This window comes from Geoalkalibacter sp., assembly GCF_030604225.1.
Lineage (GTDB): Bacteria > Desulfobacterota > Desulfuromonadia > Desulfuromonadales > Geoalkalibacteraceae > Geoalkalibacter.
Genome location: NZ_JAUVWH010000028.1, coordinates 1 through 24,916, shown reverse-complemented (window position 1 = coordinate 24,916; position 24,916 = coordinate 1). Strand labels below are relative to the sequence as shown.

General features: G+C 64.7%; 22 protein-coding genes. 19 read left to right on the top strand and 3 right to left on the bottom strand.

The window, feature by feature from the left end:
* The first annotated feature begins 139 nt into the window (after positions 1–139).
* The 19 genes from QAT43_RS05095 (at position 140) to QAT43_RS05005 (ending at position 20,077) form a co-directional block, all read left to right on the top strand.
* Entirely contained in the window at positions 140–928 is a 789-nt protein-coding gene (locus QAT43_RS05095) for a hypothetical protein (protein WP_305041966.1), read from the top strand.
* A gap of 128 nt (positions 929–1,056) precedes the next feature.
* Positions 1,057–1,308: an AbrB/MazE/SpoVT family DNA-binding domain-containing protein gene (locus QAT43_RS05090; protein WP_305041965.1), complete on the top strand. Its 252-nt coding sequence runs from the start codon at positions 1,057–1,059 to the stop codon at positions 1,306–1,308.
* Positions 1,305–1,712 carry a PIN domain-containing protein gene (locus QAT43_RS05085; protein ID WP_305041964.1) on the top strand — a complete coding sequence of 136 codons (408 nt, stop codon included), beginning with the start codon at positions 1,305–1,307 and terminating at the stop codon, positions 1,710–1,712. Before QAT43_RS05090 ends, QAT43_RS05085 begins: the two co-directional genes overlap by 4 nt.
* A gap of 158 nt (positions 1,713–1,870) precedes the next feature.
* Positions 1,871–3,124, top strand: a complete 1,254-nt coding sequence (gene lysA, locus QAT43_RS05080) for a diaminopimelate decarboxylase (RefSeq protein WP_305041963.1) — start codon at positions 1,871–1,873, stop codon at positions 3,122–3,124.
* Between the two features lie 72 nt (positions 3,125–3,196).
* Positions 3,197–4,072 carry a 4-hydroxy-tetrahydrodipicolinate synthase gene (gene dapA / locus QAT43_RS05075; protein WP_305041962.1) on the top strand — a complete coding sequence of 292 codons (876 nt, stop codon included), beginning with the start codon at positions 3,197–3,199 and terminating at the stop codon, positions 4,070–4,072.
* A gap of 112 nt (positions 4,073–4,184) precedes the next feature.
* The gene (dapB, locus tag QAT43_RS05070; RefSeq protein ID WP_305041961.1) at positions 4,185–4,988 is read left to right on the top strand and encodes a 4-hydroxy-tetrahydrodipicolinate reductase; all 804 of its coding nucleotides are present in this window, start codon (positions 4,185–4,187) and stop codon (positions 4,986–4,988) included.
* 109 nt (positions 4,989–5,097) lie between these two features.
* Positions 5,098–6,333: an LL-diaminopimelate aminotransferase gene (locus tag QAT43_RS05065; RefSeq protein WP_305041960.1), complete on the top strand. Its 1,236-nt coding sequence runs from the start codon at positions 5,098–5,100 to the stop codon at positions 6,331–6,333.
* 64 nt (positions 6,334–6,397) lie between these two features.
* Positions 6,398–7,513: a DNA-processing protein DprA gene (gene dprA / locus QAT43_RS05060; RefSeq protein ID WP_305041959.1), complete on the top strand. Its 1,116-nt coding sequence runs from the start codon at positions 6,398–6,400 to the stop codon at positions 7,511–7,513.
* A gap of 31 nt (positions 7,514–7,544) precedes the next feature.
* Positions 7,545–8,015 (top strand): DUF494 family protein, encoded by a 471-nt coding sequence (locus QAT43_RS05055; protein ID WP_305041958.1) that lies wholly within the window; start codon positions 7,545–7,547, stop codon positions 8,013–8,015.
* 84 nt (positions 8,016–8,099) lie between these two features.
* Positions 8,100–10,406 carry a type I DNA topoisomerase gene (topA, locus tag QAT43_RS05050; protein WP_305041957.1) on the top strand — a complete coding sequence of 769 codons (2,307 nt, stop codon included), beginning with the start codon at positions 8,100–8,102 and terminating at the stop codon, positions 10,404–10,406.
* Position 10,407: 1 nt separating this feature from the next.
* Positions 10,408–11,742, top strand: coding sequence for a methylenetetrahydrofolate--tRNA-(uracil(54)-C(5))-methyltransferase (FADH(2)-oxidizing) TrmFO (trmFO, locus tag QAT43_RS05045; RefSeq protein ID WP_305041956.1), 1,335 nt, complete (start codon positions 10,408–10,410; stop codon positions 11,740–11,742).
* 539 nt (positions 11,743–12,281) lie between these two features.
* Positions 12,282–14,336, top strand: coding sequence for a diguanylate cyclase (locus QAT43_RS05040; RefSeq protein WP_305041955.1), 2,055 nt, complete (start codon positions 12,282–12,284; stop codon positions 14,334–14,336).
* A gap of 46 nt (positions 14,337–14,382) precedes the next feature.
* Positions 14,383–15,003, top strand: coding sequence for a Maf family protein (locus QAT43_RS05035; RefSeq protein ID WP_305041954.1), 621 nt, complete (start codon positions 14,383–14,385; stop codon positions 15,001–15,003).
* Positions 15,004–15,038: 35 nt separating this feature from the next.
* Positions 15,039–15,725, top strand: coding sequence for a YggS family pyridoxal phosphate-dependent enzyme (locus tag QAT43_RS05030; protein WP_305041953.1), 687 nt, complete (start codon positions 15,039–15,041; stop codon positions 15,723–15,725).
* A 47-nt stretch (positions 15,726–15,772) separates the two neighbouring features.
* Positions 15,773–17,155, top strand: a complete 1,383-nt coding sequence (locus QAT43_RS05025) for a sodium-dependent transporter (protein ID WP_305041952.1) — start codon at positions 15,773–15,775, stop codon at positions 17,153–17,155.
* Between the two features lie 8 nt (positions 17,156–17,163).
* The gene (locus QAT43_RS05020; protein WP_305041951.1) at positions 17,164–17,802 is read left to right on the top strand and encodes an HAD family hydrolase; all 639 of its coding nucleotides are present in this window, start codon (positions 17,164–17,166) and stop codon (positions 17,800–17,802) included.
* On the top strand, positions 17,799–19,103 hold the full coding sequence (locus QAT43_RS05015; RefSeq protein WP_305041950.1) for a hypothetical protein: 1,305 nt from the start codon (positions 17,799–17,801) through the stop codon (positions 19,101–19,103). Before QAT43_RS05020 ends, QAT43_RS05015 begins: the two co-directional genes overlap by 4 nt.
* 354 nt (positions 19,104–19,457) lie before the next feature.
* Positions 19,458–19,742 carry a nucleotidyltransferase family protein gene (locus QAT43_RS05010; RefSeq protein ID WP_305041949.1) on the top strand — a complete coding sequence of 95 codons (285 nt, stop codon included), beginning with the start codon at positions 19,458–19,460 and terminating at the stop codon, positions 19,740–19,742.
* Positions 19,739–20,077, top strand: a complete 339-nt coding sequence (locus QAT43_RS05005) for a HepT-like ribonuclease domain-containing protein (protein WP_305041948.1) — start codon at positions 19,739–19,741, stop codon at positions 20,075–20,077. Before QAT43_RS05010 ends, QAT43_RS05005 begins: the two co-directional genes overlap by 4 nt.
* 91 nt (positions 20,078–20,168) lie before the next feature.
* Here QAT43_RS05005 and QAT43_RS05000 read toward each other — a convergent pair whose 3' ends face one another.
* From QAT43_RS05000 to QAT43_RS04990, 3 genes are all read right to left on the bottom strand, one after another.
* On the bottom strand, positions 20,169–20,993 hold the full coding sequence (locus QAT43_RS05000) for a carboxypeptidase-like regulatory domain-containing protein (RefSeq protein WP_305041947.1): 825 nt from the start codon (positions 20,991–20,993) through the stop codon (positions 20,169–20,171).
* Between the two features lie 76 nt (positions 20,994–21,069).
* Entirely contained in the window at positions 21,070–21,846 is a 777-nt protein-coding gene (locus QAT43_RS04995) for a hypothetical protein (protein WP_305041946.1), read from the bottom strand.
* Positions 21,847–21,944: 98 nt separating this feature from the next.
* Positions 21,945–24,875 carry an FG-GAP-like repeat-containing protein gene (locus tag QAT43_RS04990; RefSeq protein WP_305041945.1) on the bottom strand — a complete coding sequence of 977 codons (2,931 nt, stop codon included), beginning with the start codon at positions 24,873–24,875 and terminating at the stop codon, positions 21,945–21,947.
* Positions 24,876–24,916 lie beyond the last annotated feature (41 nt).

Here is a 24,916-nt window from a genome sequence, read left to right as displayed (position 1 = left end):
CTCATCGCGCAAGACATCTACCAGTTCGTCACCCTGGAGGCCTCGGTCAACGCCCGTCGCGCCACCGGCGGCACCGCTCGCGAGGCGGTGGCGCGCGAAATCAAGCGCGCCCGCGCCCAGCGTCAGGACCGGCCCTAGGATGCCCGCCCTCGGCCGCGCGCGCCGCGCCATGTTTTCGCGCCTGGCATTCGGCGCTCTGGTGCTTTTGACCCTGAGCGCCTGCGGCAAGAAGGGGCCGGTGCGTCCGCTCTCGGAGCTCAGTCCCGCCGCGCCACCGGCTTTCAGCGCCGTGCAGGCGGGCGAGAATGTCCTGCTGTCCTGGGAACTGCCTCGCGCCAACCAGGACGGCTCGCCCCTGGAGGACCTGGTCGGCTTTCGCATCTTTCGCCTCGACTTCGCGCCGGGCGACGCCTGCCCCGAATGCCGCGAGGAAAGCGCGGCGCTAGTCGCCGAACTCGACCTCGACTACCTGCCCGCGGCCAGCCGCCAGGGCGAGCGACTGTTCTGGTTCGACACCCGCGCCGCCCAGGACAGCGGCTATCTCTACCGTCTCCTGCCCGTCAACCGCAAAGGCCGCCCCGGCGCCCCCGCACGCGCCCAGTTGCTTGTGGTTGCGCCGCCGCCCGCCCCCGCCCCCCCGTCGGCCAGCGGCCACGATCGCCTGGTGCGCCTGCGCTGGGAACCGGCCGTCGCGCCGCACGGCACGCGCCTGCTCGGCTATCAGCTCTACCGCCGCACCGGCGAAGCCCCTTTCCCCCCCGCGCCCCTCACCGCCGAGCCGCTGCCGGCAACGGACTACGAGGATTTCGCCGTCGAGAACGGCCGGGAATACCGCTATGCCCTGCGCCTGCTCCTCGAGCAGGACGGGCGCCCAGTTCAATCCTCACGTTCGACGGAAGTCCGTGTAACGCCCCTCGCGGGGCGCTGAGAGCCCGCTTTTTCGATCCCTTCTCCAACGGCAAGGCTTCCCCCGATGAACCAGCCCCCGGCCTTGCGCATTTGACGCATTTCCGCTTTTCCGTTAAGCTGAATCTCAATGTTCACGGAGGTGCAAGCATGCGCGAAAACATCATTGTGTCCGGCCGCGGCCAAATTACCCTTCCCGCCGGCATGCGAAAAAAACTGGGGATCAAGCCCGGAGGTGTCGTGATTGCCGAGGACCGCGACGGCGAGGTGGTCTTGCGGCCAGCCGCGGTTCTGGAAGTCGAGATCTATTCCGACGCCGACATCGCCCACTGGGAACGACAGGACCAGCTTTCACCGGCCGCGAAGGAAGCCATCCTGAACAAGCTCAAGGCCAAGGCGTGAAACGCTTGTTCCTGGATGCCAACGTGCTGTTTACCGCAGCCCACAACCCCTCCGGCAAGGCGGCCCTGATCATCGCGCTGGCCGCCGCCGGCCATTGGCAGGTGGTCACCAGCGCCCTGGCCGTCGAGGAGGCCCGGCGCAACCTGGAGCGCAAATATCCTGAGCGCTGCGCTATCCTGGCTGAGTTGCTGGAAAGTGTCGAAACCGTGCCGGGAGGCGACGGCTTCGCCTGCCCCATCGAACTGCCGACCAAGGACCGGCCTATCTTCGAAGCCGCCATGATCTCAGGTGCCGGCCATTTGCTCACGGGCGACACCCGACACTTTGGCCGCTACATGAACCAACCCGCCCTGACGCACGGCATCTGCGTACAGACGGTCGCCGATTATCTGGATGACCTCTAATCGGCAAGCGCGGATAAGATCCCCTGATTATCAACTTTCCGACACCCACCAAGCCCACAACGCTCTTTTTGACTTATCCCTCCGGGTATGTTAAAGATTCTGGCTTATTCAGGCCCTACGCTCTTCGTTTTCATCCACGTCAGGAGGATCGACGCCCCATGCATTTCTTCCAGTACCAAGGCAATGAGCTCTTCGCCGAGAACGTCGCCCTGCGCGACATCGTCGCCCAGGTGGGCAGCCCGGTTTATGTGTATTCCCAGGCCACCCTGGAGCGCCACTTCAAGGCCTTCGACGAGGCCTTCGCCGGCGCACCCCACACCATTTGCTACTCGGTCAAGGCCAACTCCAACCTGGCGATCCTCAAGACCTTCATCCGCATGGGCGGCGGCGTCGACATCGTTTCCGGCGGCGAACTCCATCGCGCCCTGAAGGCCGGCGTCGACCCGCGCAAGGTGGTCTACTCGGGGGTAGGCAAGCGCGACGATGAGATCGAATATGCCCTCAACACCGGCATCCTCATGTTCAATGTCGAGTCCGAGCAGGAAATCGACCGCCTCGACCAGATCGCCGGACGGATGGGCAAGAGGGCGGGCATCGCCCTGCGCGTCAACCCCGACGTCGATCCCCAGACCCATCCCTACATCACCACCGGCCTGAAAAAGGCCAAATTCGGCATCACCATCGAGCGCGCCATCGAGGAGTACAAACGCGCCCGCGCCATGAAAAACCTCGACATCCTCGGCATCGACTGCCATATCGGCAGCCAGCTGACCAAGGTCGAGCCCTTCGTCGATTCCATCAAGAAGCTCAAGCGCTTGATCGGCGAGCTCAAGGCCCTCGACATCAACCTCAAATACCTCGACATCGGCGGCGGTTTGGGCATCCAGTACGACGCGGAGGAGCCGCCCCTGCCGACCGACTACGGCAGCGCCATCCAAGCCGAGACCAAGGATCTGGGGCTGCACCTGATTTTCGAGCCGGGCCGCAACCTGGTGGGCAACGCCGGCATCCTGGTGGCCAAGTGCCTCTACACCAAGGAGCGTGACGAGAAGACCTTCATCATCATCGACGCCGGCATGAACGACCTGGCGCGCCCCGCCCTCTACGGCAGCTTCCACGGCGTGCAGCCGGTGGTCAAGGACCAGGACGGCCTGGTGGTGGCCGACATCGTCGGTCCCATCTGCGAGACGGGGGACTTCCTGGTCAAGGAACGCAACGTGCCCATGTTCAAGCAGGGCGATCTGATGGCCTTCATGTCGGCAGGCGCCTACGGCTTCACCATGAGCAGCAATTACAACACCCGCCCGCGCGTCGCCGAAGTGCTGGTCAATGGCGACAAGTTCGCCGTGATCCGCGAGCGCGAGAAGGTCGAGGATCTGCTGCGCGGCGAGTCGGTTCCGTCCTGGCTCTAGGACGCTAGATTTTACCGATCGCTCATCACTGATTGTCTTTGGGGATTCGGAGTTCATCCGGGAGGAGGACACATGTTCAAGGGTTCCATGGTCGCCATCGTCACGCCTTTCAAGGCCGATGGCAGCTTCGATGAAGAAGCCTACCGTCAACTGATCGAGTTCCAGATCGCCGGCGGCACCGACGCCATCATCCCCTGCGGCACCACCGGCGAATCGGCGACGCTGGACTTCGACGAGCACGATTACGTCATCAAGGTGTGCATCGAGCAGGTCAACAAGCGCGTGCCGGTGATCGCCGGTACCGGCGCCAATTCCACGGCCGAGGCCATCGACCTCTCCAAGGACGCCAAGGCCATGGGCGCCGACGGCCTGCTGCTGGTCTGCCCCTACTACAACAAGCCCTCCCAGGAGGGCATCTACCGCCACTACAAGGCCATCGCCGAGGCCGTGGCCCTGCCCCAGGTGCTCTACAACGTGCCCGGGCGCACCGGCGTCAACATGACCGCCGACACCACGGCGCGGCTTGCCGAGATTCCCAACGTCGTTGCCATCAAGGAAGCCTCGGGCAATCTCATCCAGGTGAGCGAGATTCTCGCCAAGGCCGGCGACAAGATCGACGTCATCTCCGGCGACGATTTCCTCACCTTCCCCATGATGGCCTGCGGCGCCAAGGGCGTGATCTCGGTGTCGGCCAACATCATCCCCCGGGAAGTCAAGGCCATGGTCGATGCCTTCTTCGCCGGCAACTGGGACGAGGCGCGGCGCCTACACCTGGAACTGCTCGACCTGCACAACGCCATGTTCATCGACGCCAACCCCATTCCAGTGAAAACCTCCCTGGGGCTCATGGGCAAGATCGAACCACACCTGCGCCTGCCCCTGTGTGAACTGGGCGGCGCCCATCTGGACAAGCTCCAGAGCGTGCTGAAAAAATACACATTGATCTGACCGTAGGGGCGAGGCGGTGCCTCGCCCGGGCGACCCACCGGGTCGCCCCTACCAGGGGGCGGGCGCACGTCGCCGCGCCCCGACGATCAACACTTTCCCAAAAGGATTCTCCATGATTAAAATCGCCGTGACCGGCGCCGCCGGGCGCATGGGTGGGCGCATCATCACCGCCGTCAAGGAAGCCGAGGGCCTGGAGCTGGCCGGCGCCGCCGAGCGCCCGGGCCACGCCATGATCGGCCAGGACGCGGGCCTGGTGGCCGGCTGCGGGCCGCTGGGCGTACCCATCAGCGACAATTTGGAGCAGGTCCTGGCCGCGGCCGATGTCCTCATCGACTTCACCTTCCCCGAGGTCACCCTGAAGAATCTCGAGGTCTGCTCGCGCCTGGGGCGCAGGATGGTGATCGGTTCCACCGGTTTCACGCCCGAGCAGCGCGAATGGGTGGCGCGCCTGGCCAAGGACATTCCCGTGGTGCTGGCCCCCAACATGAGCGTGGGCGTCAATGCCTGCTTCAAGATCCTCAAGGAAACGGCGAAAATACTCGGCGAGGGTTTCGACGTGGAGATCGTGGAGTTGCACCACAACAAGAAAAAGGATGCGCCGAGCGGTACCGCCGTGCGCATGGGCGAGGTGGTCGCCGAGGCCCTGGGCCGCGACTATCACAAGAGCGCCGTGTTTCACCGCGAGGGCATGACCGGCGAGCGCACGCCTGAGGAAATCGGCATGCAGACGGTGCGCGGCGGCGACATCGTCGGCGAGCACACCGTCTATTTCATCGGCATGGGCGAGCGCATCGAGATCACTCACCGCGCCATGAGCCGCGACATGTTCGCCCGCGGCGCCGTGCGCGCCGCATTGTGGCTGGGCGACAAACAGCCCGGGCTCTACGACATGCAGGATGTTCTGGGCCTGAAATAACTTAAAACCGAGAACGCGGGACGCGAAGCGAGGGACGCGAAAAACGACCCTCCTCGTTCCGCGCCCCGCGTTCCGCGTCCCTATTTATCTTCAGCATATGGAGGTTACATTGGCACGTCTCAACGACAACTATCTCAAGCTCAAGGCCGGCTACCTGTTTCCCGAGATCGGCCGGCGCGTCAAGGCTTTCACCCAGGCCAACCCCGACGCCAAGGTGATCCGCCTGGGCATCGGCGATGTCACCCGACCCTTGGTCCCGGCGGTGATCGAGGCCTTCCACCAAGCCATCGACGATCTGACCCGCACCGAAACCTTCATGGGCTACGGCCCCGAGCAGGGCTACGACTGGCTCATCGACACCATTATCGACAAGTCCTACCGGCCCCTCGGGGTCGATCTGAAAACCTCGGAGATGTTCATCTCCGACGGCTCCAAGTGCGACTGCGCCAATATCCTCGACATCTTCGACCTGTCCAACAAGGTGGCCATCGGCGACCCGGTCTACCCGGTGTACAACGACACCAACGTCATGGTCGGGCGCACCGGCGACGCCGACGAGAAAGGCTACTACGAGGGCATCGTCTACCTGCCCTGCACCGAGGCCAACAACTTCACTCCGGAGTTGCCCAAGGACAAGGTCGACATCATCTATCTGTGCTTCCCCAACAATCCCACGGGCACCGTGGCGAGCAAGGCCGAACTCAAGAAGTGGGTGGATTACGCCAACGCCCATGACGCGGTGATCTTCTTCGACGCCGCCTACGAAGCCTTCATCACCGAGCCCGGCATCCCCCACTCCATCTACGAGATCGAAGGGGCGAAAAAGTGCGCCATCGAGTTCCGCTCCTTCTCCAAGACCGCCGGCTTCACCGGGGTGCGCTGCGCCCTGACGGTGGTGCCCGAGGAGGTCATGGCCACCACCGCCGCGGGCGAGAAGGTCGCCCTCAACAAGCTGTGGAACCGCCGCCAGTCGACCAAGTTCAACGGCGTCTCCTACCCGGTGCAGAAAGCCGCCCAGGCGGTCTACTCCGAGGAGGGCTGGAAGCAGAACCAGGACGTCATCGACTACTACATGGAAAACGCGCGCATCATCCGCGAGGGCCTCAAGGCGGCGGGCATCACCTGCTACGGCGGGGTCAACGCCCCCTACATCTGGCTCAAGACGCCGGGCGGCCTGAGCAGCTGGGATTTCTTCGACAAATTGCTGAGCGAGTGCCATGTGGTGGGCACCCCGGGCAGCGGCTTCGGCCCGAGCGGCGAAGGCTACTTCCGCCTCTCGGCCTTCGGCAATCGCGAGAACGTGGTGGAGGCGGTGGGCCGCATCCAGCGCAAGTGGGGCAAGTAAACAGGGCCTCGCGGAAACACACCAGGGGTGGGCGTCGAGCCCGCCCCTTTCCTTTGTCATGAGCATGCATTCCGAGCCACTTTCATCCCGCGACCTCGGCTGGCTGCGCCTGAGCCTCACGCCGGGCCTGGGGCGCAAATCCCTGCGCCGCCTTTATGAAACCTTCGGCTCCGTCGAGGCGATCCTTGCCGACACCGCGCCGGGGCGCCTGGCCCGCGCCGGCCTGCCCGCCCGAATCGCGACACAGATTCCCGATCCCGCGGAGCCGCGCCTCTTGCAGACCGCCCGGCGCCTGGCCGCCCAGGGGGTGCGCCTGGCGCGTTTCTGGGACGCGGATTTCCCGCCCCTTCTCGCCGCCATTCCCGATCCGCCGGCGCTGCTCTACGTGCGCGGCCAGTGGCCGCCGCCCGCCGGCCTGGCGGTGGTGGGTTCGCGCCGCGCCGGCGAGGAGGGCCGGCGCCTGGTGCGCGAAATTTGCCGCGACCTGGCCGCCGCCGGCATCTGCATCATCTCCGGGTTGGCGCGCGGCATCGACACCGCCGCCCACCTCGGCGCCCTCGATGCCGGCGGCGCCACCGTCGCGGTGCTCGGCTGCGGCATCGACCGTGCCTATCCGCCGGAAAACGCGCGCCTCTTCGAGCAGATCGCCCGGGACGGCACCCTGATTTCCGAATACGCTCCCGGCACGCCGCCCCTCGCCGGCAACTTTCCCGGGCGCAATCGCATCGTGAGCGGCCTGGCGCGCGGCGTGCTGGTCGCCGAGGCGGCCGCGGGCAGCGGGTCGCTGATCACCGCCGATTTCGCCCTGGAGCAGGGCCGCGAGGTCTTCGCCCTGCCCGGCGCGCCCTACGGCCCCCAATGCAGCGGCTCCAACAGCCTGCTCAAGGAGGGCGCCCACCTGGTCACCGAGGCCCGCGACATTCTCGAACTGCTCTGGGCGGATCGCCCCCGGACGCCCGCGCCCCCCGCGCCCCCCGCGTCGCGCGCGCCCCTGGATCTGTCCGCCGAGGCCTTGCGGGTACTCGGGCCCCTGGGCGCAACTGCCCTGCATATCGATGAAATCGTCCGGAAAAGTGGGTTGACTCCCCCTGAGGTTTCCGCTATTTTACTGCACTTGGAACTCCAGGGGTGCATCCGGCAGTTGCCCGGCATGCATTACCAGCGCCTGGATGCCCGCTGAATTGTCGACAGTCCTTGCGACAGGAGGCTTTTTGAGAGACAGGGTTCTGGCCATCGTCAGCATCATCACCCAGTTCATCATGGAACAGAACGATCTGCTGCACCATGAGGATCAAGTCGTCCAGGAACTGCTCGACATCGGCTACGGCATCGACGAGATCGACGCGGCCTTTTCCTGGATGGAAAACCAGACCCTGGACGTCGCCGAGCCCAGCCTGCCCTGCCTGGGAGTCGCGAGTCAGCGCATATTTACCACGCGTGAGAACCTCGTCCTGTCCCGCGAGGCCCGCGGGTTTTTGGTCCGCCTGCGCACCCTGGGCATTCTCGACAACCCCATGGAAGAAGAGATCATCGAGCGCGCCATGCACGAGGCCGAGGAGGAAGTCGGCCTCGACGAGATCAAGCATATCGCCATCCTGTCCCTGTATTCCCGCGCCCAGCATCAATGGCGCAAGGAAGTCGACTGCATCCTGGACGACGACTGGTCGGCGCTTTATCATTGATACCCGCGGGCTGCAGGCGATCCTTGCAGCCTTTTTCGTTTCGGTTCCGGGCGGTGCCCCGACCCTCCGGCTCCTGAGGATCCCATGGCAAAACATCTGGTCATTGTCGAGTCTCCCGCCAAAGCCAAAACCATCGAAAAATTCCTGGGGCCGGGCCACAAGGTGCTGGCCTCCTACGGCCATGTGCGAGCCCTGCCCAGCAAGCAGGGCTCGGTGGATGTGGCGCGAGATTTCGAACCGCAGTATCGCGTTCTGCCGGAAAGCCGCCGCCACATCGACGCCCTGAAAAAGGAAGTCGAGAAAAGCCAGACCCTGATCCTCGCCACCGACCCCGACCGCGAGGGCGAAGCCATCGCCTGGCACCTGCTGGAAGCGCTGGAGATTCCCGAAAATAGTACGAAACCCAAGGTCGCGCGGGTGGTGTTTCACGAAATCACCCAGGGCGCGGTGAAAAAGGCCATGGAGCAGCCGCGCCGGGTTTCGGCGGAACTGGTCGATGCCCAGCAGGCGCGCGCCGTGCTCGACTATCTGGTCGGCTTTAACCTCTCGCCCTTTCTGTGGAAAAAAATCCGCTACGGTCTCTCCGCCGGCCGGGTGCAATCGGTGGCCTTGCGCCTGATCTGCGAGCGGGAAAAGGAAATCCAGGCCTTCTTCGCCCGCGAATACTGGACCATCGACGCCCTGCTGAGCAGCGCCGCCGAGAGCGCCTTCAAAGCTCGCCTCTTCGCCCTCGACGGCAAGCGCCTCGACAAATTCGACATCGCCACGGAAGATCAGGCCCGGCGCCTCGGCGAGGAGATCGCGCGCTGCGATTTCGCCGTCGCCGAGATCACCCGGAGCGAAAAGAAGCGCAATCCCGCGCCGCCCTTCACCACCAGCACCCTGCAGCAGGAGGCCAGCCGCAAGCTCGGCTACTCGGCGCGCAAGACCATGAGCACCGCGCAAAAGCTCTACGAGGGGGTCGACATCGGCGAAGGCGCGGTGGGTTTGATCACCTACATGCGAACCGACTCCGTGGCCCTTTCCCAGGAAGCGACGGATCAAGCCCGCACCCTGATCACCAGTCTCTACGGCAAGGATTACGCCTTGGCCGCGCCGCGTGTGTTCCGCAACCGGGCGAAAAACGCCCAGGAAGCCCACGAGGCGATCCGCCCCACCAACCTCGCCAACACCCCCGACAAGGTCAAGCCTTTCCTCAGCTCGGACCAGTACCGCCTGTATCGGCTGATCTGGATGCGCACCCTCGCCTCGCAGATGGCCGCGGCGATCCTTGATGCCACCAGCGTCGACATCGCGGCGGGCCAACGCTTTGTCTTTCGCGCCACGGGACAGGTGATCCGCTTCGCCGGCTTCATGAAGCTCTACATCGAAGGTACCGACGAGGAAGCCGAGGAAAGCGAGGGCACCCTGCCGCCCCTCGCCGAGGGAGAAAAACTGGCGCGCCGGGAGATTTTACCCGAGCAGCATTTCACCCAGCCGCCGCCGCGCTACACCGAGGCGAGCCTGGTCAAGACCCTTGAGGAATACGGCATCGGTCGCCCCTCGACCTACGCCAGCATCATGAACACCCTGGTCACCCGCAAGTACGTGCGACTGGAGAAACGCACCTTCTTTCCCGAGGATGTGGGCCTGGTGGTCAGCGACCTGCTTACCCAGCATTTTCCCCAGTACGTCGACTATGCCTTTACCGCGCAGATGGAGGAGGAACTCGACGCCATCTCCCGCGGCGAGAAGAAATGGCGCCCGTCCATCCGCGCCTTCTGGGAACCTTTCATCCAACTGCTCAAGCAGAAGGAGAAGGAAGTCTCCAAGGCCGATATCACCACGGAGAAGACCGACCGCAGCTGTCCCGAATGCGGCAAGAACCTGGTGGTCAAGCTCGGCCGGGCCGGCAAGTTCCTCGCCTGCTCGGGTTTTCCCGAATGCCGCTTCACCGAGGCGCTGGCCGGCGAGGAAAAAGAGGAGCCGGTCTATTCCGACCAGACCTGCGACAAATGCGGCGCCGCCATGCTCATCAAGGACGGGCGCTACGGCAAGTTTCTCGCCTGCTCGGCCTATCCGGAGTGCAAGAATATCCAGCCCCTGGTCAAGCCCAAGGCGCTGGGCATCACCTGCCCCGAGTGCGGCGAGGGCGAACTGCAAGAGAAAAAAAGCCGCTACGGCAAGATTTTCTTTTCCTGCAACCGCTACCCCAAATGCAAGTACGCCCTCTGGGATCAGCCCCTCGCCCAACCCTGCCCCAAATGCCACTTTCCCCTGACGGTGGAGAAAACCACCAAGCGCGAGGGGACGGTGCGCAAGTGCCCCAAGGAGGGCTGCGACTGGAAGGAGACCCTGAGCGCTCCGCCGCCCAAGGCCCCTGCCGCCCCCAAGAAAAGCAAAAAAGCCTGAGATGACTCCCGCCATCAGCATCATCGGCGGCGGCCTGGCCGGCAGCGAGGCGGCCTGGCAGTGCGCCCTTCGCGGCCTGGCGGTGCGGCTCTATGAAATGAAGCCGCTGCGCTTCTCGCCCGCCCACCAGAGCGCGGGCCTGGCGGAACTGGTGTGCTCCAACAGCCTGCGCGGCGCGGCGCTGAGCAACGCCGTGGGCCTGCTCAAGGAGGAGCTGCGACGCTGCGGCTCCCTGTTCATGGAGGCCGCCGACGCCACGGCGGTACCCGCCGGCGGCGCCCTCGCCGTGGACCGCGAGGAGTTTTCCGCCTATATCACGGAGCGCATCGAGAAGCACCCTCGCATCAGCCTGGTTCGCGAGGAAGTGCGCGACCTGCCCGAGGAGGGCCTGCTGATCATCGCCGCCGGTCCGCTGGCCGCGCCGGATCTTTCCCGCCGCATCGCCGAATTGACCGGCGCCGAACATCTGTATTTCTACGATGCCATCGCCCCCATCGTCGAGGCCGATTCCATCGATTACAGCCAAGCCTGGCGCGCCTCGCGCTACGGCAAGGGCGGCGACGACTACCTCAATTGCCCCCTCGATGAAGACCAGTACCGTGCCTTTGTTGCCGCCCTGCGCGGCGCCGAAAAGGTGCCGGCGCGCGATTTTGAAAAAATCATCCATTTCGAGGGCTGCATGCCCATCGAGGAAATGGCGGCGCGGGGCGAGTTGACCCTGGCTTTCGGCCCCATGAAGCCGGTGGGCCTGCCCGACCCGCGCACCGGCCGCGAACCCTTCGCCGTGGTGCAACTGCGCCAGGACGACCGCCACGCCAGCCTCTACAACCTGGTGGGTTTTCAGACCAAGCTGACCTACCCGGAGCAACGCCGCATCCTGCGCACCATTCCCGGCCTGGAAAACGCCCGCTTCGCGCGGCTGGGCAGCATGCATCGCAACACCTTCATCAACGCGCCGCGCTGCCTGACCCGCACCCAGCAGTTAAAAGACCATCCCCGCGTTTTTTTCGCCGGGCAGATCACCGGCGTGGAAGGCTATGTGGAATCGGCCGCCAGCGGCTTTCTCGCCGGCCTGAGCGCCACGGCGCAGGCGCTGGGTCGGCCTGCCCCCCAGCCCCCCGCCACCACCGCCCTCGGAGCCCTTATCGGCCACCTGATCGATGCCGCGCCGGATCATTTCCAGCCCATGAACATTAATTACGGCCTCTTTCCGCCCCTGGAAAACCGTCGTCGCGGCCGTGGCGAGCGGCGTCTGGCCCAAGCCGAGCGCGCCCTGGAAGACTTGACCGCCTGGTGGTCGCGCGTGCCGGCCGACCTGTCCCCGGCTTCCGGATAGGACGCGAACAGCACCGCCCCCGCGTCCCGCAGCCGGCCAAACTGCGCGAAATGACTCGCCGCCCCAAGCGAAATCGCAGAGCGCCCCCCTGCGTGCGGCAGGCCGGCCGGCCCGAGGGCGACGCGCCCCTCAATCCTCGCAGCAATACCAAAAATCTTCTCTCATGAATATTTTCGCGGTGTCGCGCCGTACTTTGCGCAAACCGATGCGAACATCTCTCCAAAAGCGGCGTTCCGAACCGGGTCGACGACTAATAAATCGATTATAAACAATCAAATTTATATTGTTTTTTGCCTAGTTCGATGCTACCTAGGAGAAGTTTTGCCGTGCCCGGCAAGGACTCCTTCGCTCCCGCGCTCGTCACCTTGACCAAAAGCCGTCCTGCGTCTGCCGACCTGATGGATGCGTGTTCGCGTGTGGACCGGCTTCTGTGGCATCGGAGCAGAGGGGGAAAATCGGCGCCGCGACATCTCCCTGGTTCGCTTTTTGCAAAATAAGGGCAACCCAGATTTTTTCCTCCCCCTGACCGGATTGATCGAATGGCCAGCAGAACCGACACCTTCGACAACCTGACCTCGCTCAATCCAGCCGAGATGCTCGAGGCGCTCCAGGCGCATCCTTTTCTCTCGCCCTACGCCCTGGCCCTTTATTGTGAAAGCCGCGGGCTGTTTTGCAGTTCTCCCTCCCCCTCACCCCTCCTCGGCATGAGCGGACAATCCGTGCTGTGCGACGAGTTGTGCCGCACCAGCCATGAAAACATTCTGGCCCAAGCGATCAACCGCAATGAACCCATGGTGTATCGCTGTAAAACCGGCCTGCTCAATTTCATCGTGCCCTTCAAGTTGTCGCGCTCCCAGACCTGCTGTCTGCTGGGCGGCGGCGTGCGCGACTCCCAGCTCAACACCCCCTCCATCGAGGTGCTGGCCCGGGAAAAAAATCTCAACGGTCTGAGCCTCATCGAGGAACTGGAACGCCTGCCGACGTCCACCGAGGAGGAACTGCGGGCCATCGCGGAAAAAACCGCCGCGATCATTCCGGCCCTGCAAAGCGGCAACCTTTATGCCCTGGCCTTCGAGCGCACCATGCTGCGTCTCAATGCCATCATCGGCCTGGTCCCGGAACTCGATCGTGCCGCGTCCGCCGAGCAGGTGCTGCACCTGGTGGGCGAGGCCCTCGCGGTGCTGTTCGACCTGTCCCGCGCCGCCGTGGTCCTGCCGACGGGCGCCGACAAGCGCCCCATGCTGTGCTGCCTGGGGCAATGGTTGTCGGAACCGGCTGCCTTGAACGACGAGCAGTTGGCGTTGCTGCTGCGGCCCGCCGCGGCCCGCCGTTATGTTCTGGAGGACGAGGACGCCCTCAAGCGGCTGCCGGGGGTCAAGGGCGAGCGGGTGTTCTGCCAGCCCTTGAGCGCCGAAGGGCGGTTTCTCGGCACCCTGGCCCTGTTCGACGTCGAGCTCGCGCAGCGCGATCTGCTGCTCGTCGAACTGCTCGCCAGCCGGGCCGCGCTGCGTCTGCTGCGCCTGGAAAAGGAACGCGAGCAAGCGCTGGAGGCCGCCATTGCGGCGCAGATCATCGAGATGATCGGCGATCTGTCCCTGCTGGATCGGCGCGAGGCCTTGTTTGCACGAATTTTGGATCTTTCGGCGGAATTGCTGCGCGCCTCCAAGGGCTCGCTGATGATCCTCGACGAGGACGGCGAGCACCTCTACATCGAAGCCAGCAAGGGCATGAACCCCGAACTGGCGCGCAGCATGAAGGTACGGGTCGGCAGCGGCATCGCCGGGCGGGTGGTGAGCAGCGGCCATCCCCTGCTGGTCAACGACATCGAAAAGGATGAGCGGGTGCGTAGCACCAACCGGCCGCGCTTTCGCACCAAATCCTTCATCAGCGTGCCCCTTAAGGTGCGGGGCGAGATTTTCGCGGTGCTCAATCTCTCCGACAAGGAGAACCAGGCCACCTTCGACGAGCCGGATTTGCGGATGCTGTGCTCCTTCGCGCCGCATTTCTCGGCCCTCATCGAACGCACCGAGTCCCTGGAGCGCGCCGCCGCCCTGGAGGAGCTCTCCGTCACCGATCCCCTCACCGGCCTCTACAATCGGCGTTTCCTCGAACGGCGCCTGGAAGAGGAAATCAGCCGCAGCCTGCGCCAGGAATTGTCCCTGACCCTGATCATGGTCGATCTGGACAACTTCAAGCACTACAACGATCTGTGCGGACATCTCGGCGGCGACAAGGCCCTCAAACGCACCGCGCGCCTGCTGCGTCACTCGGCGCGGGAAATGGACATCGTTACCCGTTTCGGCGGCGAGGAATTCTGCATCTTGCTGCCCGCGACCTCCAAGAAGGAATCACTGCTGGTGGCTGAGCGCATTCGCCACGCCATCGAAAAAGAGATTTTCCCCCGCGAAAAGGACCTGCCCCTGGGCAAGCTCACCGCGAGCATGGGCATCGCGTCCTTTCCCGCCGACGGCAACACGCCGCGCGCCCTGGTCAATGCCGCCGACATGGCGCTCTACCGCGCCAAGAGCGAAGGCCGCAACCGCACCATCCTCTATGACCTCCATGACCGCCTCAGCAAGGTTTCCACGGCCTGAAGCCCAGCTCGCTATCCGAATTGCCCCCAAAGGATGTTTGCTCTCGATGTCCCCTCACGCCGCTCTTTTCCGTAATGCCGCGGAAGGCCTGGTTCTCGCCTCGGCCTCGCCGCGCCGCCGCGATCTGCTCGCGGCCCTCGGCCTGCGTTTCAACATCCAACCCAGCCTGGTTGAAGAAACGCCCCTGGCCGGCGAGGCGCCGCGCCCCCACGTCATCCGCCTGAGCGAAGCCAAGGCCCTAGAGGTCGCCGCCCGCGACGAATCCGGCGGGCGCTGGTTCATCGGCAGCGACACCATCGTCGTGCAGGACGGACTGCTGCTCGGCAAACCCGCCGACGATGGGGAGGCCGCCGCGATGCTGCGCGCCCTGTCCGGGCGCTGGCACGAAGTCCATTCGGGATTTGCCGTGCACGACCGCCACAGCGGCCACACCCTGAGCGACGCGGTGCTCACCCGGGTGCTTTTCCGAGAGTTGACAGAGGCCGAGATCGCAGGGTACATTGCCAGCGGTGAACCGTGCGACAAGGCCGGTTCCTACGCGATACAGGGGCTGGGCGCCTACATGGTGCGCGCCATCGAAGGCAGCTACACCAGCGTGGTGGGACTGCCCCTGAGTGAAGTGATCGATGCGCTCCTCGCGCAGGGGGCGATCCTTCCCGCGTCCTGAATCCCCCCCTGAATTCCTCCGATCCGGCCGTGCCCATGACCATTGCAGCCAATCTGCACGCGATCCAGGCCGAAATCACCGCCGCCTGCCGCCGCGCCAACCGCGATCCGCGGCAGGTGCGCCTGGTCGCGGTGTCCAAGACCAAGCCCGCCGCCCTCATCGATGAAGCCCACGCCGCCGGCCAGCCCCTGTTCGGCGAAAGTTACGTGCAGGAATTCATCGACAAGGTCGACGCCGTGCGCGGCGCGGCGGACTGGCATTTCATCGGCCATCTGCAAAGCAACAAGGTCAAGTACCTGCGCGGCCGCGTCGGCATGATTCACAGCGTCGACCGCTTGTCCCTGGCCGAGGAGATCAATCGCCAGTGGGCGCGCCTCGGTCGGGCCGTCGATGTGCTGGTGCAGGTCAACCTGGGCGACGAGGACAGCAAATCCGGCGTCGCGCCAGACGATGCGGTCGATCTGGTGCGCGCCCTGGCCGCCCTGCCCCATCTGCGGGTGCGGGGCCTGATGTGCCTGCCGCCGTTTTTCGACGATGCCGAGCAGGTGCGTCCCTTCTTCCGCCGCCTGCGTGAATTGGCCGCCGCCATCGCCGCGCAAAGGATTCCCGGGGTGAGCATGGACGAGCTCTCCATGGGTATGAGCCATGATTTTGTCGTGGCCATCGAGGAAGGAGCGACCCTGGTGCGCATCGGCACCGCGATTTTCGGCGAACGCGCCTGAAGGATCGCTCCCGTGCCGCGAGCGACGTCCACCACGAGGCTTGTGCCATGAATCAGACCGAACCGCGCTCCCTGTGGGCATCCCGCCTGGGTTTCATTCTCGCCGCCGCCGGCAGCGCCGTCGGCCTCGGCAATATCTGGAAATTCCCCTACGTGGTCGGCCAGAACGGCGGCGGCGCCTTTGTCCTGGTTTACCTGGTGTGCATTCTGCTCATCGGCCTGCCCATCATGATGGCCGAGTTCATGATCGGCCGCCACACCCGGCGCGATGCGGTGGGCGCCTTCATTCAGCTGCAAGGCAAGCGCTCGCCCTGGACCGCGGCGGGGTGGATCAGCGTCGGCGCCGCCTTTTTGATTCTCTCCTACTATTCGGTGGTCGCCGGCTGGACGCTTGATTACGTGCTGCGCGCCCTGCGCGGCGGCTTTTCCGGCTTGCCCGCCGGGCAGATCGAAGGCTTGTTCGACGGGTTGATCGCCGATGGGGCGCGGCAGATCCTCTGGCACCTGGTCTTCATCCTGCTGTGCCTGGGCATCGTCATCGGCGGGGTGCAAAAAGGCATCGAGCGCTGGAGCAAAATCCTCATGCCGGTGCTCTTCGCCTTGCTGGTGCTACTGTTCATGAACGGCATGCTCAGCCCCGGCGCCTGGGAGGGGATCACCTTCATGTTCCGTCCCGATTTCCACAAACTCACCCCCGGCGCGGTGCTCGAAGCCATGGGCCATGCCTTCTTCACCCTGTCCCTGGGCATGGCGGCCATGATCACCTACGGCTCCTACCTCAAACGCAACGAGGACCTGCTGGGCTCGAGCCTGCGCATCGTCGGCCTCGACACCCTCATCGCGGTGATGGCCGGGCTGGCCATCTTTCCCATCGTCTTTTCCGTGGGCATGGAACCCGGAGCCGGGCCGGGGCTAATCTTCAAGACCATTCCCGTGGTGTTCTCCCAGCTGCCCGGCGGCTACATGCTCGCCATTTTGTTTTTCCTGCTGCTCTCCTTCGCCGCCCTGACCAGCGCCATCTCCCTGCTGGAGGCGCAGGTCGCCTACCTCATCGATGAGCGCGGCTGGGGACGCAAGCGCGCCACCAGCTTTCTCGCCGGTCTGGCCTTCGTCGTCGGCCTGCCCACCGCCCTTTCCTACAATTCCCTGGCCGAGTGGACCCTGATCGGCGAGCGCAGCTTCTTCGATTCGGCGGATCTGCTCGCCTCCAACTACATGCTGCCCCTCAGCGGCCTGCTGATTTCCATCTATGTCGGCTGGTTCTGGAGCGGCAGCGAGGAAAAGGAGGAGTTGGTCGCGGGCGGCTCCGGCTGGGTCTATCCCCTCTGGCATTTTCTGATCCGCTTCGTTTCGCCGGCGGCCATCGCCATCGTGCTGTTCTACAAAATGCGGGAAACCGGGCTGTTCACCTGGCTGGCAGGTCTGTTCTGAATCCCTCCATGACGCCGAAGGCTTTTCTTCTCGATCTCGACGGTACCCTGGTGGATTCCGTCGCCGATCTGCGCACCGCCGTCAACGCGCTGCGCTGCGAACTTTCCCTACCCGCCCTGGATCTGGCCCAGGTGCGGGACTACGTGGGCGATGGGGCGCGCCTGCTGGTCACGCGCGCCCTGCCTCCCGGCGCCTTCACCGAAGCCCACCTGGACCGCTTTCTGGTCCTCTATCGCCGCCATCTCCTCGACCAGACCCGCCCGTATCCGGGGATCGTTGAATTTCTGCGGGCGCACCCCCGGGAAAAACTCGCGGTCGTCACCAACAAGCCCTATCGCCTGAGCCTGGAACTGCTCCAGGGCCTGGGGCTTGCCGAACACTTCGCGGTGATCCTCGGCGGCGACAGCTGCGCGACCAAAAAACCCGATCCCGCGCCCCTGCGCGAGGCCCTGCGGCAAATAGGCGCCGCGCCCGAGCAGGCGGTGATGATCGGCGACCATCACACCGATCTCCACGCGGGGCGCGCCGCCGGCACCGCCATCTGTTTCTGCGCCTGGGGCCTGGGCCACGACGACGGCCTGGCGACGGATTTTCGCGCCGAGCAGGTCGCCGACCTGCTCCGGCTCTTTCCCGGAGCCCGAGCGTGATCGACAAACCCCTGCGGTTACGCGACATCTCCCTGTTCTTCTTTCCGCTCATGCTCAACGTCCAGTTCATGAGCGTGTCCCATTCCTTCATCAATGCCGCCCTGGCCCGCCAGCAGGATCCGGTCACCGCCCTGGCCGCCTTTTCCGTGGCCATGGTCCTGCACATGTTCGTCGCCGCGCCCTCCTACCAGAACCAGTCCATCACCATCGCCATGGTGCGCGGTCCCCAGAGCTTGCGGGCGACCTGGATCTTTGTGCTGCTGGTGGCGATCCATGTGGCGGTGCTGCTGGCCCTGCTCGCTTGGACGCCGGTGGGTGACTGGATTCTGCGGGGTTTTCTGGGGGTGGAGGAGAAAGTCGCCGTGGAAGTCAAGGTGGTGCTGGGCATTCTCGTGCCCCTGCCCTTTCTTACCGGCGCGCGCGGCCTGCTGCAGGGCCTGGTGATCCAGGCGCGGCGCACCAGCCTGGTCTCCATCGCCACGGGCATTCGCATCGGAGCGCTGCTCGTCTGCCTGGCCCTGGGCGCGCCCTGGCTGTCCGGCGCGCGCCTCGCCGCGGCGGCGCTGCTCGGCTGCATCGCCGTGGAAACCCTGTTCGCCGCCTGGTTCGCCCGTCGCTGCCGCATTCATCATGAAGGCGCGGCCGAGCATTCCCTGGGCGAGATCATTCGTTTTTCCCTGCCCCTGGCGCTCTCCTCAAGCCTGCAGTACACCATTCCGCTCTTGATCAACGCCATGATCAGCCGCCTGCCCGACGGCGCCCTGGCCCTGGCGGCCTTCGGCGTGATCCGCGGCTTTCTGTTTCTCCTCGCCGGCCCCCTGCGCAACCTGCAGCAGGCCTACCAGACCCTGGTTCGCCAGGTCGCCGACTATCCGGTGCTGGTCCGCTTCCACCGCCGCGTATCCGGCACCCTCGCCGCCCTGTTGATCCTCACCGCCTATCCCCTCAACGGCCCGATTCTCGGCACGGTCATGGGTCTGGACGCCGAGATGCGCGCCTACATCGCCCTGCCCCTGGCCTGCTGCGCCCTTTATCCGGTGTTCCACGGCGCCGCCAACCTGCTGCGCGGCGTCTTCACCCAAAGCCACCAGACCGGCCTGCTGGGACGCGGCACCTTCTACAAGGTCGGCTACCTGCTACTCTGTTGGGCGGCGCTGCGGCTCGTGCCCCTGCCGGTGCCGGGCGTGGCCTTGGCCATCTTCCTCATCGTCTCGGCGGAGTTTCTCGAACTACTCTATCTGCGCCGCAACGGCCGCGTCCGCGCGCCCGCCCTCTTTGCCGAAGCGCCGCCGGCGCGTTAAACTGGCAGCAAGAGGTGCCCCATGGACAAAAAACACCCCTGCCCCGACTGCAAGATGTGCCAGTGGTGCTCGGACGACCGCTGCCGACTGTGCCTGCGCACGGGATGCAAAAAGAAGCTGAGCATCGCCGAGCAGATCGCGCTGTATGAAAAGCTTAACCGATCATGCGGCCAGCCCCCCGAACACTGACCGTCTCCCAGTACCTGAACCCTCCTTTTCCCCCGGCCGGAATTGAGTTGCCGGATCGAATCCGCCTCGTTAGTATTCGTGTATAGCGAAGGAGAAAAGCAGGTGCGGGCAAGGCCTCCGATTCAAAAAAATCCCTGAGACATTTCTCGCATTTAGGAGAAGCCCATGGACCCGTTTATCGAACAGCACCGGGAAACAATCAAAAAACTGGCGGCCGAGCGGGGCGCCGTGCGGGTACGTCTCTTCGGATCGCTGGTCCGGGACGAAGGGGGTCAGCAAAGTGACATCGACCTGCTTGTCGATCTTGAGGAAGGGCGTTCGGCTCTCGCCCTGGGCGGGCTGCTGATGGACCTTCAGGAACGGCTTGGTCGCCGGGTCGACGTGGTCACGCCGGCGGCGCTACATCCCCGCATCCGCGAGAAGGTTCTTAAACAGGCGGTGGACCTATGAAAGACAACGAAAGGGACGCAGTGCTCATCGAGTACATGCTCGAGTGCATCGCCCGCATTGAAAAATATCTACCCGACGGGCGAAAGGGTTTTTTCGGCTCGGAACTGGCGCGGGACGCGGTGGTGAGAAACTTGCAAACCCTGGCGGAATCGAGTCAACGACTCAGCGACGAATGCAAAAAAAGCCGCCCGGAAATCGACTGGCGGGCAATGTCTGGCTTTCGCAATATCCTGGTCCACGACTATCTCGGCCTTGATCTCAAGCTCATCTGGTTGGTGATCGAAAACGAACTGCCTCTCTTGAAAAAAGCCCTTGAAGAGATGGAAAAATCCTGACGGTGCGTCTCGCGGGCCATGCTCGGGTGCATTGATTCTTTTCCTGCACCGCATTATGGATCCGTGAAGCGGTGCCTCAGCGGACTCTTTGCTATTCCTTGCCCATGCCCTCCGGCGGCTGTTCGGGGCGCATGGGGCGACGCTCGTCGGTGCCGGCGGGCGGCAGTTTGAGGACCTCGATGTCGATACCTGAGATCCGGCCTTTTTCCGGCACCTCCACCACCCGCGGCTCGGCGCCGCCATAAACACCGACATAGCCGCCGCCGGAGAGAGGCCCACCGCCGTAGGATTCGCGCGCCCGCAGGTACACCGTCTGCGCGCGGCCCAGGCGCAGCAGGTAGCGGCCCTGGGCGTCGGTACGCTCGGAGACGCCCACCGGCTGCTGGGACATGCCCGGGTCGGCAAAGGCAAACACCAGCAGACCGGCCACCGGCTCGCCCGCCAGATCGCGAACCCTGCCTTCGATGGCCAGCTCCGTTTCGCCGGAAAAGCCCGCGTATTCCCAGCCGCCGGTGCGCACCCCGACATCGGTGGTTTCCTCGGCGCGCACCTCGATTTTCAGGTGGCCCCCCGCGGCGTCGGGACTCATGAACACCAGATCGCCAGGCCGCGGCGGTCCGACGGGCGGGCCTGGGGTTTGACGCAGCACGGCGCCGAGATAATAGGTCCCGGGCGGCGCGCGCAACTCGAAGCGACCGTCGGCTTCGAGAACCGCCGTGGCGCTGGGAATGACGATGTAGCGACGCGGGTCGGGCACCTTACCGGTGGCCACATCCCACAGGGACGCCACCCCCTGGTAGGTGTCCACGCCTTCATGTTTGAGTTGCCCCGTGACGCGCCCCATTTCCGGAGACTGGGCGGCAAGGGGAGAAATCCACAGGAGAAACAGCAGCAGGGATAAAAGGACGGGATTCACGATTGACCTCGCGGCAGGGAGTCAAGGATACGTCTTTTATCCCCCAGCCGCCGGATGCCTGTCAACCGCGGGGCGGCTATTTGTTGTGACAGGCCAGACAGAGGGCGCTGCCGATGTTGGGGGTGATGAGAAAAGGGCGGTAATCCTCATCAGCCGTCGGATCGCCCATGGGGATGGTGGAATCGTAATTGACGTGGGGATCGTGGCAGGAGCCACACTCCACGCGGTTGCCGCCGCTATAGAAGCGCACCCCGGCGGCAATGGCGTCCGCCGCGCTGTGCAACTGATTGCCGCGCCCCGCCCCCTGGTAGGCGGTGCGCACCGCGTCGAAGCTGAAGGAAATCGGGTGATCGTCGGTGAGATTGCGGGTCTCGCCTTGGGGAAAATTTAATTCATCAACGACATCCCCAATGCGTCCGCCGATGCCCCAAATCGCCACGATCGCGACATCCTGCCCCCCCATCATGGTCGGCTGAACGCCGGTGCGATTGCTCGGATTGAGCACATGGTTGACGGCCATGGCGCCGTCATGGCAGCTCATGCACAGCAGGGACTCATCGCTCAGGGCACGGTTGGCGCCGCCCGCCACGCTGTCGAGGGTGGCCGTGGTGTAATGGGTGAATTCCATGGCGCCGGGCAGAGCCCGGTTCCACAGGGGACCGTTGAGGGAGCCGCCGTGGGGCGTATGGCAGAAAATGCAGATCTCGTCCTCATTGTCGGCCTTGTACATCCACTCCGAACTCGTCGAGAGGTTATGCACCGTCCTGGCGACCTTCTGCGGTCCCATGGCGGCGGAGGCGGCCCAACCACCGCAGAGCAGCAACGCCAGGAGGATAGAGAAAATTCTTATCATCTCAGCAGGATTCTCCTCGGGAGGGGATAGGCGCCACCTCCCGGCCAGCAGTCAAAAAGTCGCCACCAATATTCTTGTTGCATCCGAACATTCAAGTTTTATTCCACCCGCAGCAGCAACACGTGGATTTCACCCAGGGCAAAGGCTAGGTCGGGCTGCGCGGCCAACAGATCGACCAATTCGGCGGCCAGGGCGCGGGCCAGGGAGAGGTTGCCAACCGCCAAGGCACTGCCGAGATCCCGCACCTGGGACCGGTCGGTTTCCTCCACCGCCTCGGCCAGGAGATTGACGCCCGCCGCCAGGCTCGCCCAAAAGGCGGGGGCCAGGGCCTTGCCGTGGGCCAGGAGCAGTTGCAGTCCGCCATTCTCGTCGACGAACAAGATGTCCTTGCCACCCTGGCCATCCAGGTCCGCCGGGAAATAGCGGTGGATATCCGGCATGAGGGGCAGGGTTTTCTTCACCTGCTTGTCCTTTTTGTTGCCTTTGCCGACGGCGCGTTCTTCCTGCTTGTCCAGGCCGAAGGCATTGCCCTTTTTCGGGCCGTCCGCGGCAGCCAGGGACAGATCGCTCGGCTGCCAATTGCCGTCGACGGTAAGTACAAAGGCGATCACTTCGCCCTCATGGGCCACCAGCAGTTCCTTGCGGCCGTCGCCGGAGAGATCGAGGAGGAAGGGACTGCGTGCCCCTTCCAGCCCAAACCACGGCTGCCCCTCGGCCAACACGGGCACGGCGTCGCTGCCCTGGTTGGCAAAGGAAAGCACCCGGCCGTCGGCGGCGCCGACCAGCAGATCCTTGGTGCCGTCGCCGTTCACATCGGCGACGAAGGGCACCGCCGGACCGCCGACATTGAGCGGACCGTTGGGGGTCGTCAGATAGCTGCCCGCGCCGAAGCGCGCCTGGCCAAACTCTCCCTGATTGAGAAACAGGAGCACGCTGCCGTCCAGTCCCCCGACCAGAAGATCGTGGCGATCATCGTTGTTCCAGTCGACGACGAAGGGCGCCGCCCCGGGAACCTGAGGCAGAGCGAGAATCTCGGCCGGCGCGAAGCGCGGCAGTTCACCGGACGCCGCCAGGCCGCGATGGAGCAGAAGTCGCCCGGCCTGATCGCCCGCCAGCAAATCCAGGCGGCCGTCGCCGTCGAAATCGATCAGGAAGGGCGCGCCGCTGCCCTGGGGCAAGGACAGATCCAGGGATTTGAGGACAAAATTGGCGGGCAGATACTGGGGCAGCAAGTCGGCGTAATAGGCGGCGGTGCGCCCGGCCTCCACCACCAGCGTCGTCACCCGCGGCTCGAAGCCGTCCATCGCCACGACCAGGGAGTAGCTTCCGGCGGGGAAATCCCGCAGCACCAGGGGCGTCTGTCCCAGCAGGCGGCCCACGTAGGCATGATTGCCGCCCAGATAGACCCGCGCGCCCGGCAGGTTGCTGTCGACCTGCAAGAGAGTCGCTCCATACGTAAAAGCCCCCGGCTCACTGGGAGCGGAGGCCGTTCCATGGTTATCGACGCCCGTCACCCGCCATAGATAGGTCCCGCCCTGTTCCAGGGCCTCGTAGCCGGGCAACTGATCCAGCCTGATGGAGGTCTCGACCAGTCCGAAGCTGACCAGCGGCTCGTCAAAGCTTTCCTTGGATGCGACTTCCAGCCAATAGTGCACCTGATCGAAAGGGTCGGGATCGCTGACCTCCGTCCAGGACAGCAGGCCGTCGCCTTCCATCATCTCGCCCGCCAGGGGACTCAGGGGCTGAGGGATGCCGGGGGCTTCCTCGATAGTATTCACATAGAAGGACTCCAGGGGGCTCCAGGCACTCGAAAGCTCGCCGTCGAAGGCCCGCACCTGCCACTGATACCCGGCATTTTCCTCCAGATCCTGGGTCAGGGTGAGGCTGGTGCCGTTGGTTCCCTCGCCGAGGCGCGAGATTTCGGCGACCGGACTTTCTCCCCGCAGCACCTGCACATCGTAGGTAAGTTGGTCACCGTCGGGATCCTGGGCATTGTTGAAACTCAGGGTCGGACGCAGGACGGCCGCCTCGCTGCCGCCGATGGGAGAAACGGCCGTGGGGACGGTGGGTGGATTGTTGACCCGCACCGGATTGCTGCCGCCGTCGATGCCGAGGATTTCGATGCGGCCATCGGGGCAGAGCACGAAGAGCCGTTTGTTCTCCGCGTCGTAGACGGCCGCGGAGGGCGCGACCAGCTGCCCTGGCCCGTAGCCGACCTGCTTGTACATGGAAAGATAGGTGGTGGGCAGGCGCAGCACGCGGATTTCGTTGCGCAGGGAATCGAGGAAGTAGCCGCGGCCCTTGTCATCGAAGGCCATGCCGGCGAAGTGCGACATGGCGGTGCTGCCGAAGCCGTTGGTGGCCGGCAGATTGCGCACCAGGGCGCCCGACTTGTTGAACACCTTGATCTTGGGCACCACGGTGGTGCCCTGGGCGAGGTTGTCGGCCACGTAGATCTCGTCGCCGCTCGCGTTGAGGGCCAGGGCGGCGATGTTGCCGAACTGGGCGGCGCCCGTGCCCGGCGAGCCGAAGCGGAAATGCAGGCCGCCGCCCGGCGCGTAAACGCTGATGGTCATGGCCTGGCCGTCGGCGACGTAGAGATAGCCCGCGGCATCGGTGGTCAGGTTGTAGGCCTGGCCGAATTCGCCGGGACCGCTGCCCACATGGCCGATCTCTGTGCCGGTGGCGGCGTCGATGCGCAGCACCGCGTTGCCGCCCCCCGCGTAAACGATGGTGCCCGCCGGATTGACCGCGACGCAACTCGCCGCCAGGGACAGGGGACCGAAAGCCGGCAGACTGCGGCCGTACTTGTCGAATCGTGCGATGGTCTTGGAGCGTGGCTCGGCAACGTAGAGGGTTCCTTGCCCGTCCATGGCGAGATCGGTGGGAACGGCCAGGCCCTCGCTGAGACGACCCAGGGATTTGAACACCGGCGCCGTGGCGTTGGCCGCCGCCGTGCCCTGCCAAATCACACCGATCATCAGCGAAATGACGACTAGTATCCAGCCTGCCTGTCTGGCTCCGTGCATGGGAGTCCTCCTGAATGCGCGCCGGGTGCGGAAACGCAGGG

Coding starts and splice junctions, on each gene's coding strand:
- lysA (WP_305041963.1), top strand. CDS start 1,871: ATGCATTTCTTCCAGTACCAAGGCAATGAGCTCTTCGCCGAGAACGTC.
- QAT43_RS05090 (WP_305041965.1), top strand. CDS start 1,057: ATGCGCGAAAACATCATTGTGTCCGGCCGCGGCCAAATTACCCTTCCC.
- QAT43_RS05025 (WP_305041952.1), top strand. CDS start 15,773: ATGAATCAGACCGAACCGCGCTCCCTGTGGGCATCCCGCCTGGGTTTC.
- dprA (WP_305041959.1), top strand. CDS start 6,398: ATGCATTCCGAGCCACTTTCATCCCGCGACCTCGGCTGGCTGCGCCTG.
- QAT43_RS04995 (WP_305041946.1), bottom strand. CDS start 21,846: ATGATAAGAATTTTCTCTATCCTCCTGGCGTTGCTGCTCTGCGGTGGT.
- QAT43_RS05040 (WP_305041955.1), top strand. CDS start 12,282: ATGGCCAGCAGAACCGACACCTTCGACAACCTGACCTCGCTCAATCCA.
- QAT43_RS05020 (WP_305041951.1), top strand. CDS start 17,164: ATGACGCCGAAGGCTTTTCTTCTCGATCTCGACGGTACCCTGGTGGAT.
- QAT43_RS05005 (WP_305041948.1), top strand. CDS start 19,739: ATGAAAGACAACGAAAGGGACGCAGTGCTCATCGAGTACATGCTCGAG.
- QAT43_RS04990 (WP_305041945.1), bottom strand. CDS start 24,875: ATGCACGGAGCCAGACAGGCAGGCTGGATACTAGTCGTCATTTCGCTG.
- QAT43_RS05035 (WP_305041954.1), top strand. CDS start 14,383: ATGTCCCCTCACGCCGCTCTTTTCCGTAATGCCGCGGAAGGCCTGGTT.
- dapA (WP_305041962.1), top strand. CDS start 3,197: ATGTTCAAGGGTTCCATGGTCGCCATCGTCACGCCTTTCAAGGCCGAT.
- trmFO (WP_305041956.1), top strand. CDS start 10,408: ATGACTCCCGCCATCAGCATCATCGGCGGCGGCCTGGCCGGCAGCGAG.
- QAT43_RS05030 (WP_305041953.1), top strand. CDS start 15,039: ATGACCATTGCAGCCAATCTGCACGCGATCCAGGCCGAAATCACCGCC.
- dapB (WP_305041961.1), top strand. CDS start 4,185: ATGATTAAAATCGCCGTGACCGGCGCCGCCGGGCGCATGGGTGGGCGC.
- topA (WP_305041957.1), top strand. CDS start 8,100: ATGGCAAAACATCTGGTCATTGTCGAGTCTCCCGCCAAAGCCAAAACC.
- QAT43_RS05095 (WP_305041966.1), top strand. CDS start 140: ATGCCCGCCCTCGGCCGCGCGCGCCGCGCCATGTTTTCGCGCCTGGCA.
- QAT43_RS05010 (WP_305041949.1), top strand. CDS start 19,458: ATGGACCCGTTTATCGAACAGCACCGGGAAACAATCAAAAAACTGGCG.